Below are 18,284 nucleotides of genomic sequence, written 5' to 3' on the forward strand. Positions count from 1 at the left end.
ATGGGCGTCGTCCGTGGTGTGGTCTCGCCGTTGGAGGCTGTCCCTTCGTGGCTGCCTCAGCCTCGGTCCGGCCGTGGGGTGTCCACCGCTCGGCGTTGGGGGGTGCCGTCGGGGGACGGGCGGTGGGTGGAACCGGGGGGAAGGGTCGCGTCTGCTGTGTTGACTCGGGGGAGGGCGTACGGGTGTTCGCGGATCAACCAGGTGATCATCCGCTCGCGGACCGTGACCCGTACCGTCCAGACGTCGTCCGCGTCCTTCGCCGTCACCAGGGCCCGTACCTCCATCGTGTTGGGCGTGGTGTCCGTGACGTCCAGGCCGTAGTGGCGGCCGTCCCAGGCGGGGCACTCGCGCAGGATGTCGCGGAGCTGCTCGCGCATCGCCTCCACGGGGGCGGTGTGATCGAGGTGCCAGTAGACGATGCCGGTCATCTGCGGGGTGCCGCGCGACCAGTTCTCGAACGGCTTGGACGTGAAGTACGACACCGGCATCGTGATCCGGCGTTCGTCCCACGTGCGGACGGTGAGGTAGGTCAGCGTGATCTCCTCCACGGTGCCCCACTCGCCGTCCACCACGACCGTGTCCCCTATGCGCACCATGTCGCCGAACGCGATCTGCAGCCCCGCGAACATGTTGCTCAGCGTGGACTGCGCCGCCACACCGGCGACGATGCCGAGGACGCCGGCCGAGGCCAGCAGCGAGGCGCCCGCCGCGCGGAACGCCGGGAACGTCAGCAGCATCGCCGCGATGGCCACCACACCGACGACCGCCGCCACCACCCGCATGATCAGCGTCACCTGGGTGCGCACCCGGCGGACCCGCGCCGGGTCGCGCTGGGCGCGGGAGCTGGCGTAGCGCGTGTACGACGTCTCGACGATGGCCGCCGCGATCCGGATCACCAGCCACGCCGCCGACCCGATCATCACCAGCGTGAGCGTCTGGCCGACGCCGACCCGGTGGTCCTGGAGCAGCTGCGCCTCGTCGTACGACACTCTCAGCAGCGCTGCGCACAGCACGAGCTGGTAGGGGATGCGGCCCCGGCGCAGCAGACCCCACAGCGGGGTCTCCGGGTGCCGCTCGTCGGCCTTGCGCAGCAGCCGGTCGGTGGCCCAGCCGATGAGCAGGCCGAGCACGACCGCGCCGCCGATCACGATGAGGGGGCGGAGCAGGTTCTCCATGCCCTCGAACGTAACCAGTACCGCGGGGCAGTGAACATGTGACTTCGCGGCGGATCGGGGTAGGGGCGCCCGACCTGCGTTGTCGTACCCGGCTGGCACCATGGCCTCATGAACATCATGCTGTTTCACTCGACCTACGGCCTCAGACCCGCGGTGCGCGCCGCGGCGGACCGGCTGCGCACGGCCGGTCACGAGGTGTGGACGCCCGACCTCTTCGAGGGGCGCACGTTCGAGACGGCCGAGGAGGGCATGGCGTTCAAGGAGGAGGTCGGCAAGGACGAGCTGCTGAAGCGGGCCGTGCTGGCCGCCGCGCCCTACTCGGAGCGGGGGCTGGTGTACGCCGGGTTCTCGTTCGGCGCCTCGGTCGCGCAGACCCTCGCGCTGGGCGACGAGAAGGCGCGCGGACTGCTGCTCCTGCACGGCACGTCGGACCTGGCGCCGAACGTCTCGGTGGACGACCTGCCGGTGCAACTGCATGTCGCCGAGCCCGACCCGTTCGAGACGGACGACTGGCTGAGCGCCTGGTATCTGCAGATGCGCCGGGCCGGCGCGGACGTGGAAATCTACCGGTACGCCGGGGCCGGGCACCTGTACACCGACCCCGACCTGCCGGACTACGACGAGGAGGCCGCCGAGGCCACCTGGCGGGTGGCGCTCGGCTTCCTCGACAATCTCTAGCCTGCGATTACACCGGGTCGTACGTCCGCTCGACCTTCTGCGTGCCGCTGCGCGTGCGGTAGGAGCGGCTCCAGGAGGCCGTCGCGTCGGCCTTGGTGCGGTTGGAGAGGACGTAGTAGTCCATCTGTGCGCGCTCGGCGGTGATGTCCAGGACGCCGTAGCCGTGGCGGTCGGTGTCGACCCAGTGGACATGCCGGTTGGCCGCGCGGATGATCGGCGAGGCGACGGCGGAGACGGTGCCCTCGGGGACCTTCACCATGTCGTCGAGGTTGTCGGACGTGACCGAGGTGACGACGAACTCCGTGGCGGCGGACGCCGACAGCGGGTACGTACCGGCGTTCACCGGCACGTCGTTGGCCCACGCCATGTGGATGTCGCCGGTGAGGAAGACCGTGTTGCGGATCGCGTTCGAGCGCAGGTGGGCGAGGAGCTCACGGCGGTCGTCGGTGTAGCCGTCCCACTGGTCGGTGTTGATGGCGAGGCCCTCCTGCGGCAGGCCCAGCAGCTTGGCCAGCGGCTTCAGCAGCTCCGCGGAGAGCGACCCGATGGCGAACGGCGAGATCATCACCGAGTTGCCGACCAGCCGCCACGTCGTGTCGGAGGACTTCAGGCCCGCCTTCAGCCAGTCGAGTTGGGCGCGCCCGGTGAGCGTGCGGTCCGGGTCGTCGACGTCGCCGTTGCCGAAGGCGGCCTGCTGGGAGCGGAAGGAGCGCAGGTCGAGCAGGGAGAGGTCGGCGAGCTTGCCGAAGCGCAGCCGGCGGTAGGTGGTGCCGGCGATGGCCGGGCGGACCGGCATCCACTCGAAGTAGGCCTGCTTGGCGGCGGCCTGGCGGGCGGCCCAGGTGCCCTCGGCGCCCTCGGTGTGGTTCTCGGCACCGCCGGACCAGGTGTCGTTGGCGATCTCGTGGTCGTCCCAGATCGCCACGACCGGGGCGGCCGCGTGCAGCGCCTGCAGGTCGGGGTCGGTCTTGTAACGGCCGTGCCGGATGCGGTAGTCGGCGAGGGTGAGGATCTCGTGCGCGGGGGCGTGCGCGCGGACGGAGGTGCCCCGGGTGCCGTACTCACCGGCGCCGTACTCGTAGATGTAGTCGCCGAGGTGCAGCCAGGCGTCCAGGTCGCCGCGGGCGGCGAGGTGGCGGTACGCCGCGAAGTAGCCGGCCTCCCAGTTGGCGCAGGAGACCACGCCGAAGCGGAGGCCCGCGACGGCCGCGTCGGTGGCCGGGGCGGTGCGGGCGCGGCCGGCCGGGGAGTCGGTGCCGCCGGCCGAGAAGCGGAACCAGTAGTCGGTGGCGGGCGCGAGGCCGCGTATGTCGGCCTTGACCGTGTGGTCGGAGGCGGCGGTCGCGGTGGTGGAGCCCTTGGCGACGATGTTCGTGAAGGCCTTGTCCCGGGCCACGATCCAGCTGACCTCGGTGTCCGGGCCGAGTCCGGAACCGGGTGTCGCCTCGCCGGTGGGCGTCACCCGGGTCCACAGCAGGATGCCGTCCGGGAGCGGGTCCCCGGAGGCGACGCCGTGCAGGAAGGCGGGGGTCTCGGTGGCCGCGCGGGCGGGCAGGGCGCCGGTGAGCGGGGCGGCGAGGACGGCTCCGGCGGCGGCCGCCTTGACGACCGTACGGCGGTGCGGAGCGGGGGAGTTGAGGCCCGTGGTGGGTCTGTGTCGACTGGTCACGGGCGATCAGATTACTGATCGGTAGCGCTTTCGGTAAGGCGCGGGTATGCGAAGAGCGGGCGAACCGGGAAGAGTTCGCCCGCTCGTTCTTCGTGCTTCCGTACGGCGTTACCGCCTGACGGTGTGTTACTTGGTGACGCCGGCGCCCTTGAGTGCCGTCTCCCACTCGGCGACGGTGCTCGGGTTCTCGATCACCTTGTCGTTGATCTTGATGGTCGGGGTCGACTTGACGTCCTTGGTGTCGTCGAAGGTCTTGCTCATCTTCATCGCCCAGGCGTCGTAGGTGCCCTGCTCGACGGCGTCCTGGAACTTCTTGTTGTTCTTCAGCGCGTCGACCGTGTTCGCCACCTCGATCAGGTAGCTGTCCTTGGAGAACTCGTCCGTGGACTCCTGCGGGTGGTACTTCGCCGAGTACAGCGCGGTCTTGTAGTCCAGGAACGCCTCGGGGCTGACGTTCAGCGCGGCGCCGAGGGCGCTCAGCGCGTTCTTGGAGCCCTCGCCGCCGAGGTTGCCGTCGAGGAAGGTGCCGAGGGTGAAGGACAGCTTGTAGTCGCCGTCCTCCATGCCCTTGTTGACGGTCTCGCCGACGGTCTGCTCGAAGGAGGCGCAGGCCGGGCAGCGCGGGTCCTCGTAGAGGTGGACCACGTTGTCGGACTTGGAGTCGCCGATCAGGACCGTGGTGCCGTTCTTGCCGGAGGTGTTGGCCGGGGCGACGACCTTGGCGTCGGCGGCCTCCTCCCACTTGCTCGGCTGGTTGGTCTGGACGACGGCGTAACCGATGCCGCCGGCCACCGCGAGGACGCCGACGACCGAGCAGGCGACGATGATCTGCCGCCTGACCTTGGCCCGCTTGGCCTCGCGCTCACGTTCGATGCGCAGCCGCTCGCGCGCCGCCGACTTCGCCGCCTGGCTGTTCCGCTTGCTCATGGTGATGATCTCCGTGTGGGACGCGCACATGTCGTACGCGGGATACGTGTGAGGGGGTGGTCGTGCTCTTGCGGTGCCGCTCGGTTCAGCCGAGGGCCAGGGAGCACGGCGGGCCACGTCGTCCCAGTGAGTGGGTGAGGAGCAGGTCGCGCGCCGGGGCCGTACGGTGCGCGGGGCGGGGGAGCCGGGGGGTCGTTGCGGCGGGTCGTGCCGTGCCGGCGGCGACCGCCAGGAGCAGTGGCCGGAACGTGGTCGCGGCCATCGCGCTGAGCAGCTGGGCCAGGGCCCGCTCGCCGCGGCGCAGCCAGGCCGCCGCCAGCAGGCCGACGCCGACGTGGGCGCCGAGCAGCAGCCAGGCGGTGGAGGGGTGCGCGTGCGCGAGGACGGCGGCGATCCGGTCGGTGCCGCTGGTCCCCGCCATCCGCGCCAGCGGCGTGCCCACCTCGCCGCCGCCGCACAGCACATCCAGGCCGACCGAGCGCAGCGGGCCCGCGACCGGGCCGCCCGCCCGGCCGTAACAGGCGTGCTGGCCCGTGGTGAACACCGTGTCGGCGGCCAGCTCCAGCGGGATCAGCAGCGCCGCGATCCGGCCGAAGCCGCGCTCACGGCCGGCCAAGGCGTACGCGATGACGAACACGGCGGCGGCGATCGCCGCCACCGTGCCCAGCGGCAGCGGGGCCCGGGACAGCAGCACGTGCGACGCGGTGCTGAGCGTCACGACGATCGCCGTGAACAGCGCCGCGCGTACGGCTCTGAGTTGTGTCCCGGATATGTCCATAGCGGGGAGAGTGTGTCACGGACTCCGGTAAGGGACTCCTAAAGGGTCCCTGAGAAGTCCTGGGGCGGTCGGTGGGCGGTCACAGGCCGGGGATCCGGCCGTTGCGGAAGAGGTCGACGAAGATCTGGTGGTCGGCACGCGCGCGTGCGCCGTAAACGTGGGCGAAGTCGACCAGGAGCGGCGCGAGGCCCTCCTCGTCGCCCGCGATGGCCGCGTCGATGGCCCGCTCCGTGGAGAACGGCACCAGGTCCGAGTGGCCGCTGTCGTCGTCCGCCGCCGAGTGCATCGTGGCCGTCGCCCGGCCCAGGTCGGCGACGACCGCCGCGATCTCCTCCGGGTCGTCGATATCGCCCCAGTCGAGGTCCACGGCGTACGGCGACACCTCGGCGACCAGCTGGCCCGCGCCGTCCAGCTCGGTCCAGCCCAGCCACGGGTCGGCGTGCGCCTGGAGGGCGCGCTGGGAGATCACCGTGCGGTGGCCCTCGTGCTGGAAGTACTCCCGGATCGCCGGGTCCGTGATGTGCCGGGAGACGGCCGGGGTCTGGGCCTGCTTGACGTAGATCACCACGTCGTTCTCCAGGGCGTCGCTGTTGCCCTCCAGCAGGATGTTGTACGACGGCAGACCGGCCGAGCCGATGCCGATGCCACGGCGGCCGACGACGTCCTTCACCCGGTACGAGTCGGGGCGGGCCAGCGAGGACTCCGGGAGCGTCTCCAAGTAGCCGTCGAAGGCCGCGAGCACCTTGTAGCGCGTGGCCGCGTCCAGCTCGATGGAGCCGCCGCCCGGGGCGAACCGGCGTTCGAAGTCGCGGATCTCGGTCATCGAGTCCAGCAGCCCGAACCGGGTCAGCGACCGGGCGTCACGCAGCGCGTCCAGCAGCGGGCCCTCGGCGGTGTCCAGGGTGAACGGCGGCACCTCGTCGCTCTTGGCGCCGGTGGCCAGCGCGTGCACGCGCTCGCGGTACGCGACCGCGTAGATCGTCACCAGCTCGGTGATCTGCTCGTCGCTGAGCGCCTTCGCGTACCCGATGAGGGCGATGGAGGCGGCGAAGCGCTTGAGGTCCCAGGTGAAGGGGCCGACGTACGCCTCGTCGAAGTCGTTGACGTTGAAGATCAGCCGGCCGTTCGAATCCATGTACGTGCCGAAGTTCTCCGCGTGCAGGTCGCCGTGGATCCACACGCGCGAGGTGCGCTCGTCCAGGAACGGGCCCCGGTCTATGTTCCCGCCACCGCGCCCGGCGTTCTCCGCGTCCAGGTCGTGGTAGAAGAGGCACGCCGTGCCCCGGTAGAAGGCGAAGGCCGAGGCCGCCATCTTCCGGAACTTCACGCGGAACGCGGCCGGGTCGGCGGCGAGCAGCTCGCCGAAGGCGGTGCCGAAGACGGCGAGGATCTCCTCGCCGCGTTGCTCGTCATTGAGCTGCGGGAACGACATCGCTGGGTGCCTCCTGGTGCGGCGGTGGTGCGTGACCTGTGGGACGGATGGTCCATGCCACCGGCAAGGACCCGTCCGTCACTTTCCAACGTCCGAAGGTACGCGTGAGTGCCCGCGGAGTGTCAGTCCCGAGGCATAGACTTCGACGCTGTCCCCCAGACTGTCCGCAGTCTGACGGGCCCCCGTCGACGTACGTTTTCCTTGGAGGCCGCAGCCGTGTCAAAGCCGCCGTTCACGCACCTGCACGTCCACACCCAGTACTCGCTGCTGGACGGTGCCGCGCGGCTGAAGGACATGTTCAACGCCTGCAACGAGATGGGCATGACGCACATCGCCATGTCCGACCACGGCAACCTCCACGGGGCGTACGACTTCTTCCACTCCGCGAAGAAGGCCGGAATCACCCCGATCATCGGCATCGAGGCCTATATCGCCCCCGAGTCCCGGCGCAACAAGCGCAAGATCCTCTGGGGCCAGCCGCACCAGAAGCGGGACGACATCTCCGGTTCCGGTGGTTACACCCACAAGACGATGTGGGCCGTGAACAGGACCGGCCTGCACAACCTCTTCCGGCTCTCCTCGGACGCCTACGCCGAGGGCTGGCTGCAGAAGTGGCCCCGGATGGACAAGGAGACCATCGCCCAGTGGTCCGAGGGCATCGTCGCCTCCACCGGCTGCCCCTCCGGCGAGGTCCAGACCCGGCTGCGTCTCGGCCACTTCGACGAGGCCCTGAAGGCGGCCGCCGACTACCAGGACATCTTCGGCAAGGACCGCTACTTCCTGGAGCTGATGGACCACGGCATCGAGATCGAGCGCCGGGTCCGCGACGGACTCCTGGAGATCGGCAAGAAGCTCGGCATCCCGCCGCTGGTCACCAACGACTCGCACTACACGTACGCGCACGAGGCGGGCGCCCATGACGCCCTGCTGTGCATCCAGACCGGCAAGAACCTCTCCGACCCGGACCGCTTCAAGTTCGACGGCACCGGCTACTACCTGAAGTCCACGGACGAGATGTACGCCATCGACTCCTCGGACGCCTGGCAGGAGGGCTGCGCAAACACCCGGCTGATCGCCGAGATGGTCGACACGACCGGCATGTTCGAAAAGCGCGACCTGATGCCCAAGTTCGACATCCCGGAGGGCTACACCGAGGTCACCTGGTTCCAGGAGGAGGTCCGCCGCGGCATGGAGCGCCGCTTCCCCGGCGGGGTCCCCGAGGACCGCCAGCGGCAGGCCGAGTACGAGATGGACGTCATCATCCAGATGGGGTTCCCGGGCTACTTCCTCGTGGTCGCCGACTTCATCATGTGGGCCAAGAAGAACGGCATCGCCGTCGGCCCCGGCCGAGGCTCCGCGGCCGGCTCGATCGTGGCGTACGCCATGGGCATCACCGACCTCGACCCGATCCCGCACGGTCTGATCTTCGAGCGGTTCCTCAACCCCGAGCGCGTCTCGATGCCCGACGTCGACATCGACTTCGACGAGCGCAGGCGCGTCGAGGTGATCAGGTACGTGACGGAGAAATACGGCGCCGACAAGGTCGCCATGATCGGCACCTACGGCACTATTAAGGCGAAGAACGCCATCAAGGACTCCGCGCGCGTGCTGGGCTACCCGTACGCGATGGGCGACCGCCTCACCAAGGCCATGCCGCCGGATGTCCTCGGCAAGGGCATCCCGCTCTCCGGCATCACCGACCCGCAGCACCCCCGCTACTCGGAGGCGGGCGAGATCCGGGCGATGTACGAGAACGAGCCCGACGTCAAGAAGGTGATCGACACCGCCAAGGGCGTCGAGGGCCTGGTCCGGCAGATGGGTGTGCACGCGGCCGGCGTGATCATGTCCAGTGAGACCATCACCGACCACGTCCCGGTCTGGGTCAGGCACACCGACGGCGTGACCATCACGCAGTGGGACTACCCGAGCTGTGAGTCGCTCGGCCTGCTGAAGATGGACTTCCTGGGCCTGCGCAACCTGACGATCATGGACGACGCCGTCAAGATGGTGAAGTCCAACAAGGGCATCGACATCGACCTGCTGTCGCTGCCGCTGGACGACCCCACGACCTTCGAACTGCTCCAGCGCGGCGACACCCTCGGCGTCTTCCAGTTCGACGGCGGCCCCATGCGCTCGCTGCTCCGGCTGATGAAGCCGGACAACTTCGAAGACATCTCCGCCGTCTCGGCCCTGTACCGCCCGGGCCCGATGGGCATGAACTCCCACACGAACTACGCCCTGCGCAAGAACGGCCAGCAGGAGATCACACCGATCCACCCCGAGCTGGAGGAGCCGCTCAAGGAGGTCCTGGACGTCACCTACGGCCTGATCGTCTATCAGGAGCAGGTGCAGAAGGCCGCCCAGATCATCGCGGGCTACTCGCTCGGCGAGGCCGACATCCTCCGCCGCGTGATGGGCAAGAAGAAGCCCGAGGAGCTGGAGAAGAACTTCGTCATCTTCCAGGGCGGCGCCCGCAAGAACGGCTACAGCGACGAAGCCATCCAGGCGCTGTGGGACGTGCTGGTCCCGTTCGCCGGCTACGCGTTCAACAAGGCGCACTCGGCGGCGTACGGACTGGTCTCGTACTGGACCGCGTACCTGAAGGCGAACCACCCCGCCGAGTACATGGCCGCGCTGCTCACCTCGGTCAAGGACGACAAGGACAAGTCGGCGGTCTACCTCAACGAGTGCCGCCGCATGGGCATCCGGGTGCTGCCGCCGAACGTCAACGAGTCCGAGTCGAACTTCGCCGCACAGGGTGACGACGTGATCCTGTTCGGCCTGTCCGCCGTGCGCAACGTCGGTACGAACGTGGTCGACTCGATCATCAAGTGCCGCAAGGCGAAGGGGAAGTACGCCTCCTTCCCCGACTACCTCGACAAGGTCGACGCGGTCGTCTGCAACAAGCGCACCACGGAGTCGCTGATCAAGGCGGGCGCGTTCGACACCATGGGCCACACCCGCAAGGGCCTGACGGCGCAGTACGAGCCGATGATCGACAATGTGGTCGCGGTCAAGCGCAAGGAGGCGGAGGGGCAGTTCGACCTCTTCGGCGGCATGGGCGAGGAGACGAGCAGCGAGCCGGGCTTCGGCCTGGACGTGGAGTTCTCGCCCGACGAGTGGGACAAGACCTATCTGCTCGCCCAGGAGCGGGAGATGCTCGGTCTATACGTCTCCGACCACCCGCTCTTCGGCCTGGAGCACGTGCTGTCCGACAAGGCCGACGCGGGCATCGCCCAGCTCACCGGCGGTGACTTCGGCGACGGCGCGGTCGTCACCATCGGCGGCATCATCTCGGGCCTGCAGCGCAAAATGACCAAGCAGGGCAACGCCTGGGCGATCGCCACGGTCGAGGACCTCGCCGGTTCCATCGAGTGCATGTTCTTCCCGGCGACGTACCAGCTGGTGTCGACCCAACTCGTCGAGGACGCCGTGGTCTTCGTCAAGGGACGGCTCGACAAGCGCGAGGACGTGCCGCGGCTGGTCGCGATGGAACTGATGGTCCCCGACCTGTCCAACGCGGGCACCAACGCGCCCGTGGTGCTCACCATCCCGGCGGTGAAGGTCACTCCGCCCATGGTCAGCCGGCTCGGTGAGATCCTCACCCACCACAAGGGCGACAGCGAGGTGCGGATCAAGCTCCAGGGGCCGACGAAGACGACCGTCCTGCGGCTGGACCGGCACCGGGTGAAGCCCGACCCGGCGTTGTTCGGTGATCTGAAGGTGCTGCTCGGGCCGTCCTGTCTGGCGGGCTGAGGCCCGGCTTCCCGATGCACGCAAGGGGCGCATCCGATCCGGGATGCGCCCCTCGTCATGTGCCTGGGCCGCGACGGCCCGTCATACGGATGTCAGTTGTGGCCGAAGCGCTTCTGCCGGCCCTTGCGGGCCACGTCTATGGGCGACGGCTGCGCGGCATGTTGCTCCGACATCGGCTCCGCCGACGACTGCTCCGGCTGCTGCTGCGCGCGGCTGGTCTGCTGCTGCTTACGGTCACGGTTCTTGTTCTTGGCCATGGTGATCTGCCTCCTGTGGGGGATCTAGGGGCCAGGGCCGGGACCAGATTCACATAGGCTGACAACAAACGCATGTCGGACAATTACCGTCTGTAACAGGGCTTGTCGGAGTCGGAACGGAGCGCGAATCCCACAAACGCCACGCCGAAGATCGAGTTCGGGCCGTTAACCCCCGCGTGGTCGGGCAGACTCGAAGCAAGCCCGAAGCAAACCTCCCGGGAAGAGGGTGAGTCGCGTGGACCGCTGCGTCGTCCTGGTGGACGCCGGGTATCTGCTGGGGGCCGCCGCCAGTCTCCTCGCCGGGGAGCCGTCGCGGTCCCGCATCACCGTCGACCACACCGCCCTCATCCAAGGGCTGCGCGAACGCGCCGAGGCCGACACGGAACGGCCGCTGCTGCGCATCTACTGGTTCGACGGCGCCCCCGACCGAGTCCCGCAGCCCGAGCACCGCAGGCTGCGCGTGATGCCCCGCGTCACGGTCCGGCTCGGCGCGCTCACCCGCAGCGACGGCCGCTGGAACCAGAAGGGCGTCGACGCCGCGATGCACGCCGAGCTCACCGAGCTGGCCCGCAACCGCGCCTGCTCCGACATTGTCCTGGTGACCGGCGACGGCGATCTGCTGCCGGGCATGATGGCCGCCAAGGAGCACGGGGTCGCCGTACACCTGTGGGCCGTGCAGGCCGCCGACGGTGACTACAACCAGTCCGAGGACCTGGTCGCCGAGGCCGACGAGCGGCGCGTGCTCGACCGGACGTGGATCACCAAGGCCGTACGCGCCAAGGAGCTGGGTGGGATCTGCGCGCCGCCGCCCGCGCCACGGCCGGAGATCGCCGCGATCCTGTCCGCGCCGCTGCCCGACGCCACGCTCGCCCCGGCGGCCGAGCGGCCCACCGAGGAGCCGCCGCGCACCGTGCCCGCCGCCGCGCAGAACGGCGCCGAGGAGCGGGTGCCGGCGCCGAAGGGCGTGCCGACGCCCAAGGACCTCGCCGCGCTCCGGGCGCATGGCCCGCAGCCCCCGCAACCCGCCACCGCCACCCTGCGCTGGTCCTCCGACAAGGGCTGGGTGGACCGGCCCGGCGTCGCCGCGGAGCCGCCCGAGGTCGCCTCGATGCCGACGCTGGCGCAGCTGACCACGGCGGAACAGCGCTGGGCCGACCGCGAGGAGGACATCACGACCGTCGGCGGGGACCCGTACGAGGTCGGACAGGTGTTCGCGCGGCGGTGGATGTCCCGGCTCGGCGACCAGAGCCACCTGCAGAAGCTGTCCGGCATGTATCCGCGCATCCCGCACCGGATCGACGGGGAGCTGCTGCGGTACGCCGCCCGCTTCGGGCTGCTCGCCCACAAGGACGACCAGATCGACGAGCACGACCGGTACGCGATCCGGGCCGGGTTCTGGCGGGAGATCGACGTACGGACGGCGGCGGAACCGGCTCCTGCCGGCGAGCAGTGAACCTTCTGGGCCCAGTGGCGGTTTTCGCGGCGTAGGCCGACCCGGGAGCGTGCCGGGGGTGTGGACCCCGTAGGCTCGTCCCTTGTGAGTACGCGCGCGGCACCGACCTACCGGGACAGTGGTGAGGTCGTGTGTGCGGTGCGCGGGCTGACCAAGACCTATCCGGCGGTAAGGGGTCGGCGCGGGGCGCCGGGAACCCCCGAGGTCCGGGCCACCGACGACGTACGGCTGGATGTGCGCCGGGGTGAGATCTTCGGGCTGCTCGGGCCGAACGGGGCCGGCAAGTCCACCCTCGTGAGGCAGCTGACCGGGCTGATGCGGCCCGACAGGGGCAGCGTCGAGATCCTCGGGCACGACATCGTGCGGCACCCGGAGCGGGCCTCGCGGATCCTCGCCTACCTCGGGCAGGAGTCCACCGCCCTCGACGAACTGAGCGTGTCCCTCGCCGCCGAGACCACCGGGCGGCTGCGCGGGCTGGAAGCGCGGCAGGCGCGGGACGAGCGGGACGCCGTACTGGAGGAGCTGGGGCTCACCGCGATCGCCGGGCGGCCGCTGAAGAAGCTGTCCGGTGGGCAGCGGCGGCTGGCCTGTGTCGCCGCGGCGCTCGTCGGGGAGCGGCCGCTGCTCGTGCTGGACGAGCCGACCGCGGCGATGGACCCCGTGGCGCGGCGGGCCGTGTGGGCCGCCGTGGACCGGCGGCGGGCCGAGCGCGGTACGACCGTCGTGCTGGTCACCCACAACGTCATCGAGGCCGAGACCGTGCTCGACCGGGTCGCCGTGCTGGACCAGGGGCGCGTGATCGCCTGCGACACGCCCTCCCGCCTGAAGGAGCAGGTCGCCGGTGAGGTGCGGGTCGACCTGGTGTGGCGGGAGCGGGCGCCGCTGGACGTGCCCGAGGTGGCCGCGCTGCGGGACCGGGTCGTGGAGTCCGGGCGGCGCTGGACGCTGCGGCTGGCGCCGGAGGAGGCGCGCGCGGTCGTCTCGACGGTCACCGGCGGGGCCGCCTTCGCCGCGCTGGACGACTTCACGCTGACCACGCCGAGCCTGGAGGACGTGTACATGGCGCTGGGTGGGGCGGCGCGGCAGGGGCTGGTCAAGGCATGAGCGTGAGTCGTCGCAGCACGGGCTTGAGTGGTCGGGCCGTCACATCCGTACCGAACGGGGGGAGCGCCGGAGTGAAACCGGGGAAGGGGAGCAGCGCGACGTGAGTGTCGTACCCGCAGAGGTGCTGCCGGGCAGCGCCCTGGCCGCCGACGGAGCGGCCCGGGGCGCGGCCGAGCTCGCGCCGCCCGCGCGGCTGTGGCCGTCGCTGGCGGCCGTGTACCGGGCGCAGCTGTCCCGGGCGCGGGTGGCGCGGATTCCGCTGCTGTTCGTGGCGACCTTCCAGTCCGTCGGCATCATGATCATGATGCGGGGCGTGGTGGACGGTGGCGGCGAGGCGCACGCCGTGGTCGCCGGGTCGTCGGTCGTGGTCGTCGCGTTCGTCGCGCTGAACCTGCTCGCACAGTACTTCGGGCAGCTGCGGGCCACCGGCGGGCTCGACCACTACGCCACGCTGCCTGTGCCGCCGGCCGCGGTGGTGCTGGGGGCCGCGGGGGCGTACGCGTCCTTCACGGTGCCGGGGACGCTGGTGACCGCCGTCTTCGGGTGCGTGCTGTTCGGGTTGCCGCTGGCCAATCTGTGGGTGCTGCTGGCGGTGATTCCGCTGGCCGGGGCCGCGCTGTCCGGGCTCGGGGCGGCCTGCGGGCTGCTCGCGCCGCGGCCGGAGCTGGCCACGCTGCTGGGGCAGCTTGGGATGTCGGCGGCGCTGCTGCTGGGCGTGCTGCCGCCGGACCGGATGCCGGAGGTTGTGCGGTTCGCTCGGGATCTGCTGCCGTCGACGTACGGGGTGGAGGCGTACGCGCGGACCTTCGCGGCGAACCCCGACTGGGCGCGGGTCGCCGGGGACCTCGCCGTGTGCGCCGGGGTCGGAGTGATCTCGCTCGCCGTCGCCACCTGGGCGTACCGCCGGGCCGCCGTCCGGTGACGCGTCCTGCGGACGGGCCTGGCACGATGTCAGGGTGACAGCACCGTTGACGCCACCTCCGCCGCCGCATGAACAGTCCTCGCACAGCGCGTGGCCCCCGGCCGGGGCCGGGCACGGGGTGGACGCGCATCATCACGCCGTCGCTCCCGGCAGCGCGGGTGAGGACGGGCCCGGGATGAGGACCGAGCTGCGGGAGGCCGCCGTGATCACGGTGGCTCTGGCTCTGGGCGGAGCCCTGCTCGGGGTGCTGTGGAACTGGCTGGCTCCGCGTGTGCCGCTGGTCGGTGACGTGGTGGACGGGGCGTGGGTCGTCTACCTCAAGGACACCGAGGGGGAGCAGTCGATCGGGGTCGACGGAACGTTCACCCTGCTCGCGCTGGCGTTCGGTGTGGTCAGCGCGCTGGTGGTGTTCCTGGTGCGGCGGCGTGGGGGTGTGCCGGGCGTGGTCGCGCTCGGGGTCGGCGGGCTGCTCGGGTCGTTGCTCGCCTGGCGGCTGGGGGTGTGGCTCGGCCCCGCGCAGGATGTGCTGGCGCAGGCGAAGGATGTGGGCAAGGGCGTGACGTTCTCGGCGCCGCTGAAGCTGGCGGCGAAGGGGGCGTTGCTGGCCTGGCCGTTCTCGGGGGTGCTCGTCCATCTGGGGCTGACGGCGTTGTTCGGCCCCCGGGATCCCGAGCCGGTGGGGTACGGGCCGCACGGAGAGGTTCGGTAGCTTTCTGCGGCGTTGGTGCTTGGGCCGGGGCGTCACGCAGCCCGGCGCAACGGGGTGCCGCCCTGGGGGTCCCCCAGGCCCTTAAGGCACTGGGGGAGGCACGACTGCCCACAGCTACGCCGCGCTGCGAGACGCCCGGCGTTGCTGGGCGGGAGCCGCCTGCGGTGGCGGGAGCCGCCAGCTGCGCGGAGTGAGGCGGCCAGTCGTAACCACCGCCCGGCAGCTGCGCAGAGCCGCTGCACGTAGTCGGCAAGCCCCGTTCCTACGACGGACGTCGGCCGTGGTTCGCTCGGCGTTTTCGGATGCGCCATTTGCGTTTCCGGGTTTTCTTCGACATGTCCTTTCTCATTAACCGAGGAAGGACAAGCCGTCGAGAGGTCAGGCGCGGCCGATCGGGGCCAGGGTCGCCTCGGTGAGCTTGGTCAGGTCGTCCGGGGCGAGCTCCACCTCCAGGCCCCGCCTGCCCGCCGAGACGCAGATCGTGGCGTGGGCGGCGGCCGAGGCGTCCAGGACCGTGGGGAGTTGCTTGCGCTGGCCGAGCGGCGAGATACCGCCTCGGACGTAACCCGTGGTGCGTTCGGCGAGGGACGGGTCCGCCATCGTCGCCTTCTTGCCGCCCACCGCCGACGCCAGGGCCTTCAGATCCAGCGTGCCCGCCACCGGGACCACCGCCACCGTCAGGGTGCCGTCGACGTCCGCCACCAGCGTCTTGAAGACACGGTCCGGTGAGACGCCCATCGCCTCCGCCGCCTCCTCGCCGTACGAGGGGTGGGACGGGTCGTGGTCGTAGGAGTGGATCGTGAACTCCACGCCCGCCGCCGTCAGCGCCACCGTCGCGGGCGTGCCGCCGGACTGCTGGTTCTTCTTCGGCTTCTTTGCCATCCGGGCTGTTCCCCAGGTCGTGTCAGGTCAGTTCAGGCTCGTCGGCGCCCGCGTCAGATCCGACGCCGGCAGCGAGGGCAGCGTACGGATGATGGCCGTCTCGGAGCGAAGGAGTTTCAGCTCGTCGCGCAGGCGGGACGCCGTGTCGGGCGCCTGGAGCAGGCGCTGCTTCGTCGGGGTGTCCAGCATCATCGCGGCCGCCACCAGAAACGACACCACCGACGGCTCGTCCGGCAGCTCCCCGCCCGTCGACAGCGACCGCTCCCGCGCCCCCGCCAGCCGCTTCTGGTACTGCCGGAACGCCCGCAGCACCCCCTCGGCCAGCGCCCCCGCCTCGTCACCCGGCTCCTCCGGCAGCTCCTCCAACTCGGCCACCAGGAACGGCCCCGACGCGTCCACCGACAGCAGCCGCACCCGGGTCGTCCCGGTCGCCAGCACCTCGAACGTGCCGTCGGCCCGCTCCCGGATCGTCGCCGCGTCGGCCACACAGCCCACGCCGTGGAACGCCTTGACCGGATCCGCGCCGAACCCGGCCGCCGGCCCTCGCTCGGGCACCGCCGTCGGGTCGGGCATGCCGGGCGCGCTCGGTGCTACCTCGTGGCCGTCGCGGATCGCCACGACGGCGAAGCGGCGCGGTTCGTCCTCGGGGGTCTTCAGGAGCGTGCGCATCATGGCGCGGTAACGCTCCTCGAAGACGTTCAAGGGGAGCACGAGCCCCGGGAACAGCACCGTGTTCAGGGGGAAGAGCGGCAGCCGGACGGTGGTCACGACCCAAGAGCCTAATGGTCGCGCGGCCCTGCCCGTCCGCCCCGCCCTCCCCGGAGCCCCGACCGAGGCCCGCGCCGGCGTGACCGGATCCGCCGGACAGGCCCTGCAGGACCTGTCCTAATTGCGCCGCAGCAGCCGGGTCGCCGCCGCCGCCACCGTCGTGGCCAGGATCCAGCCGAGCAGGACCAGCGCGGCGGCGAGCCACTGCCAGCCGCCGTCCAGATGCCAGACACCCACCTGCCCCAGGTCGATCACCGGCAGCAGCAGATCCAGGGCGAACAGGGCCGGGTTCCACGGCGGGTCACCGGCGCTGCCACCCGTCCGGGGCCGCCCGGCGTACGCGAAGGCCAGCGAGCCGGCCGCCCACAGCACCGCCATCCACACCGCGGCCCGCCCCGGCCGGTACCCGTAGGCCACCGCCAGGTCCTGCGCGTACCCCCAGAACTTGCCGGCCGGCGGCAGGGTCTCCCGGCGGCGGCGCTGCTTGGCGAGCAGCACCTCGCGCGCGTCCTCGTCCTCCCCGCTCGCCCGCAGCACGGCGGCCAGCCGCTCGTACGGCTCCGGGTGGTACTCAGCGGTCGCCGCGGCCACCCACTCCAGCCGCTCCGCCAGCGGGAACGGCCCCTGCGGCACCAGGTTCTCGTACGCGAAACCCGGCATGTACAGATTGCCGGGGCCCGGCCAGCTGCTCGCCCGGTCGACCAGGTTGACGACCCGCGCGCCGGACAGCACCACCTTGCCGCGCTGCGGCCGCTCCCCGAGGAAGCGCAGCTCGGGCACCTGGACCCGGCGCAGCGACAGCTCCTGTTCGTCGGTGAAGGTGAACCGGGCGCGTTCCAGGTCGACCGCGTCCCCGAACCGGCCGTCGTCCAGCCGCACCCCTCCCTGGCACTCGAAGTGCTGTATCCGCGTCCCGCGCGCGGGTGTGCGCCCGGCGAGCTGCAGGCTGCCGACACCCGCCGGGGTGAGGTACAGGGTGCGCTCGACGGTCAGCTGCGGGGCGTTCAGCGCGAGCCGGGTGTACGGGTTGCGCAGCCGGGCCCCGCGCAGGCTGAGCGAGACGCCCACCTTCGCGCTGCGCAGGCTCAGCTCGCCGTGCGACTCCAGCATCTCGGCCTGGAGGTCCTGGCCGACCGTCATACCGTCCGCGGCGATCGAACGGCCGGTGCGGTCCCGGTACACCACGGCCTGGTTGAGCAGCAGGTCCGTACCGATGTGCGCGTCGGTCAGCCTGATGCCGCTGTGGAACCGGCAGCGCGGCAGATGCAGATCCCCCTCGGTGTGCACCCGGGCCGCCTCCAGCCGCGGCACCGAGCAGTTCACCAGCCGCAGGGTCTTGAACTGGGCCTCCGGCAGCAGGATCTCCCGCTCGAAGCGGCAGCCCCGCAGCTCGACGTACGGCGTCACCGTGCCGCCCGCGAGGTCCAGGCTGCCGCTGATGTGCACGCCGGTCAGCTTCAGCGAGGACACCCGGCCCGCGAGCGCGGGCGGCCCGTCCAGGAGCAGCCAGCACACGATGCGCGCCCGCACGGTCCGCTCGGGCCCCCAGGGATGCCCGCCGTGCGGATCGTCGACGACCGTGTCCCCGCAGCTCAGGTCGTACACGCTGCCGTTGCGGAAGGCCTGCCACATGCCGGCCTCGGCGGCGCTCAGATCCTCCGGCAGGTCCCCGTCCCGGATGCCGGCCCCCTCGGTCACGGTGTTCCCTCTCCTCCCCGGCTGCTCAGCGGTTTCGTACTGCCGTTCATGCCCGCTGAGTGACGGCCCGAACGCC

Annotated in this window: 15 protein-coding genes; 6 read left to right on the forward strand and 9 right to left on the reverse strand. The window is 70.9% G+C overall.

Translation table 11 applies throughout. The annotated features are described in order from the left end of the window. Positions 1-56: 56 nt before the first annotated feature. Positions 57-1,175 carry a mechanosensitive ion channel family protein gene (locus SSP24_RS08490; protein ID WP_141308495.1) on the reverse strand — a complete coding sequence of 373 codons (1,119 nt, stop codon included), beginning with the start codon at positions 1,173-1,175 and terminating at the stop codon, positions 57-59. A 108-nt stretch (positions 1,176-1,283) separates the two neighbouring features. Between SSP24_RS08490 and SSP24_RS08495 the strand changes: the two genes are divergently transcribed. Next, positions 1,284-1,853: a dienelactone hydrolase family protein gene (locus tag SSP24_RS08495; RefSeq protein ID WP_141308497.1), complete on the forward strand. Its 570-nt coding sequence runs from the start codon at positions 1,284-1,286 to the stop codon at positions 1,851-1,853. Between the two features lie 7 nt (positions 1,854-1,860). Here the strand turns inward: SSP24_RS08495 and SSP24_RS08500 are convergent, their stop codons facing one another. The 4 genes from SSP24_RS08500 to SSP24_RS08515 all read right to left on the reverse strand — a co-directional run bounded on the left by SSP24_RS08500 (position 1,861) and on the right by SSP24_RS08515 (position 6,659). Next, entirely contained in the window at positions 1,861-3,522 is a 1,662-nt protein-coding gene (locus tag SSP24_RS08500) for an alkaline phosphatase D family protein (protein ID WP_141308499.1), read from the reverse strand. Between the two features lie 126 nt (positions 3,523-3,648). Next, positions 3,649-4,449, reverse strand: coding sequence for a DsbA family protein (locus SSP24_RS08505; protein ID WP_141308501.1), 801 nt, complete (start codon positions 4,447-4,449; stop codon positions 3,649-3,651). 85 nt (positions 4,450-4,534) lie between these two features. Further along, complete coding sequence (locus tag SSP24_RS08510; protein ID WP_141308503.1) at positions 4,535-5,227, reverse strand: hypothetical protein; 693 nt, start codon at positions 5,225-5,227, stop codon at positions 4,535-4,537. Between the two features lie 79 nt (positions 5,228-5,306). Beyond that, positions 5,307-6,659: a DUF2252 domain-containing protein gene (locus SSP24_RS08515; protein WP_141308505.1), complete on the reverse strand. Its 1,353-nt coding sequence runs from the start codon at positions 6,657-6,659 to the stop codon at positions 5,307-5,309. A 216-nt stretch (positions 6,660-6,875) separates the two neighbouring features. Between SSP24_RS08515 and dnaE the strand changes: the two genes are divergently transcribed. After that, on the forward strand, positions 6,876-10,415 hold the full coding sequence (gene dnaE / locus SSP24_RS08520; protein ID WP_141308507.1) for a DNA polymerase III subunit alpha: 3,540 nt from the start codon (positions 6,876-6,878) through the stop codon (positions 10,413-10,415). A gap of 92 nt (positions 10,416-10,507) precedes the next feature. Here dnaE and SSP24_RS42780 read toward each other — a convergent pair whose 3' ends face one another. After that, positions 10,508-10,672: a hypothetical protein gene (locus SSP24_RS42780; protein WP_167529541.1), complete on the reverse strand. Its 165-nt coding sequence runs from the start codon at positions 10,670-10,672 to the stop codon at positions 10,508-10,510. A gap of 235 nt (positions 10,673-10,907) precedes the next feature. Here SSP24_RS42780 and SSP24_RS08525 point away from each other — a divergent pair, with 235 nt between their 5' ends. The 4 genes from SSP24_RS08525 to SSP24_RS08540 all read left to right on the forward strand — a co-directional run bounded on the left by SSP24_RS08525 (position 10,908) and on the right by SSP24_RS08540 (position 14,860). Continuing rightward, positions 10,908-12,125 carry an NYN domain-containing protein gene (locus SSP24_RS08525; RefSeq protein ID WP_141308509.1) on the forward strand — a complete coding sequence of 406 codons (1,218 nt, stop codon included), beginning with the start codon at positions 10,908-10,910 and terminating at the stop codon, positions 12,123-12,125. A gap of 129 nt (positions 12,126-12,254) precedes the next feature. Further along, complete coding sequence (locus tag SSP24_RS08530) at positions 12,255-13,229, forward strand: ABC transporter ATP-binding protein (RefSeq protein ID WP_141308946.1); 975 nt, start codon at positions 12,255-12,257, stop codon at positions 13,227-13,229. 100 nt (positions 13,230-13,329) lie between these two features. Beyond that, positions 13,330-14,151: an ABC transporter permease gene (locus SSP24_RS08535; protein WP_141308511.1), complete on the forward strand. Its 822-nt coding sequence runs from the start codon at positions 13,330-13,332 to the stop codon at positions 14,149-14,151. A 34-nt stretch (positions 14,152-14,185) separates the two neighbouring features. After that, positions 14,186-14,860: an AAA family ATPase gene (locus tag SSP24_RS08540; RefSeq protein ID WP_141308513.1), complete on the forward strand. Its 675-nt coding sequence runs from the start codon at positions 14,186-14,188 to the stop codon at positions 14,858-14,860. A gap of 378 nt (positions 14,861-15,238) precedes the next feature. On the opposite strand, the gene ybaK is transcribed toward SSP24_RS08540, so the two are convergent. The 3 genes from ybaK to SSP24_RS08555 all read right to left on the reverse strand — a co-directional run bounded on the left by ybaK (position 15,239) and on the right by SSP24_RS08555 (position 18,208). Then, on the reverse strand, positions 15,239-15,742 hold the full coding sequence (gene ybaK, locus SSP24_RS08545; protein WP_141308515.1) for a Cys-tRNA(Pro) deacylase: 504 nt from the start codon (positions 15,740-15,742) through the stop codon (positions 15,239-15,241). A gap of 27 nt (positions 15,743-15,769) precedes the next feature. Further along, entirely contained in the window at positions 15,770-16,510 is a 741-nt protein-coding gene (locus tag SSP24_RS08550; protein ID WP_141308517.1) for an LON peptidase substrate-binding domain-containing protein, read from the reverse strand. 117 nt (positions 16,511-16,627) lie between these two features. Then, a complete protein-coding gene (locus tag SSP24_RS08555; protein WP_141308519.1) occupies positions 16,628-18,208 on the reverse strand; it encodes an oxidoreductase in 1,581 nt (526 codons plus the stop codon). Between the last annotated feature and the right edge of the window lie 76 nt (positions 18,209-18,284).

Source organism: Streptomyces spinoverrucosus, from assembly GCF_006539505.1.
In the GTDB taxonomy this organism is placed as follows: domain Bacteria; phylum Actinomycetota; class Actinomycetes; order Streptomycetales; family Streptomycetaceae; genus Streptomyces; species Streptomyces spinoverrucosus.

Excerpts from the sequence above, each read along its gene's own strand:
- SSP24_RS08490 (WP_141308495.1), bottom strand. The coding sequence starts at position 1,175 with ATGGAGAACCTGCTCCGCCCCCTCATCGTGATCGGCGGCGCGGTCGTG.
- SSP24_RS08495 (WP_141308497.1), top strand. The coding sequence starts at position 1,284 with ATGAACATCATGCTGTTTCACTCGACCTACGGCCTCAGACCCGCGGTG.
- SSP24_RS08505 (WP_141308501.1), bottom strand. The coding sequence starts at position 4,449 with ATGAGCAAGCGGAACAGCCAGGCGGCGAAGTCGGCGGCGCGCGAGCGG.
- SSP24_RS08510 (WP_141308503.1), bottom strand. The coding sequence starts at position 5,227 with ATGGACATATCCGGGACACAACTCAGAGCCGTACGCGCGGCGCTGTTC.
- SSP24_RS08515 (WP_141308505.1), bottom strand. The coding sequence starts at position 6,659 with ATGTCGTTCCCGCAGCTCAATGACGAGCAACGCGGCGAGGAGATCCTC.
- SSP24_RS42780 (WP_167529541.1), bottom strand. The coding sequence starts at position 10,672 with ATGGCCAAGAACAAGAACCGTGACCGTAAGCAGCAGCAGACCAGCCGC.
- ybaK (WP_141308515.1), bottom strand. The coding sequence starts at position 15,742 with ATGGCAAAGAAGCCGAAGAAGAACCAGCAGTCCGGCGGCACGCCCGCG.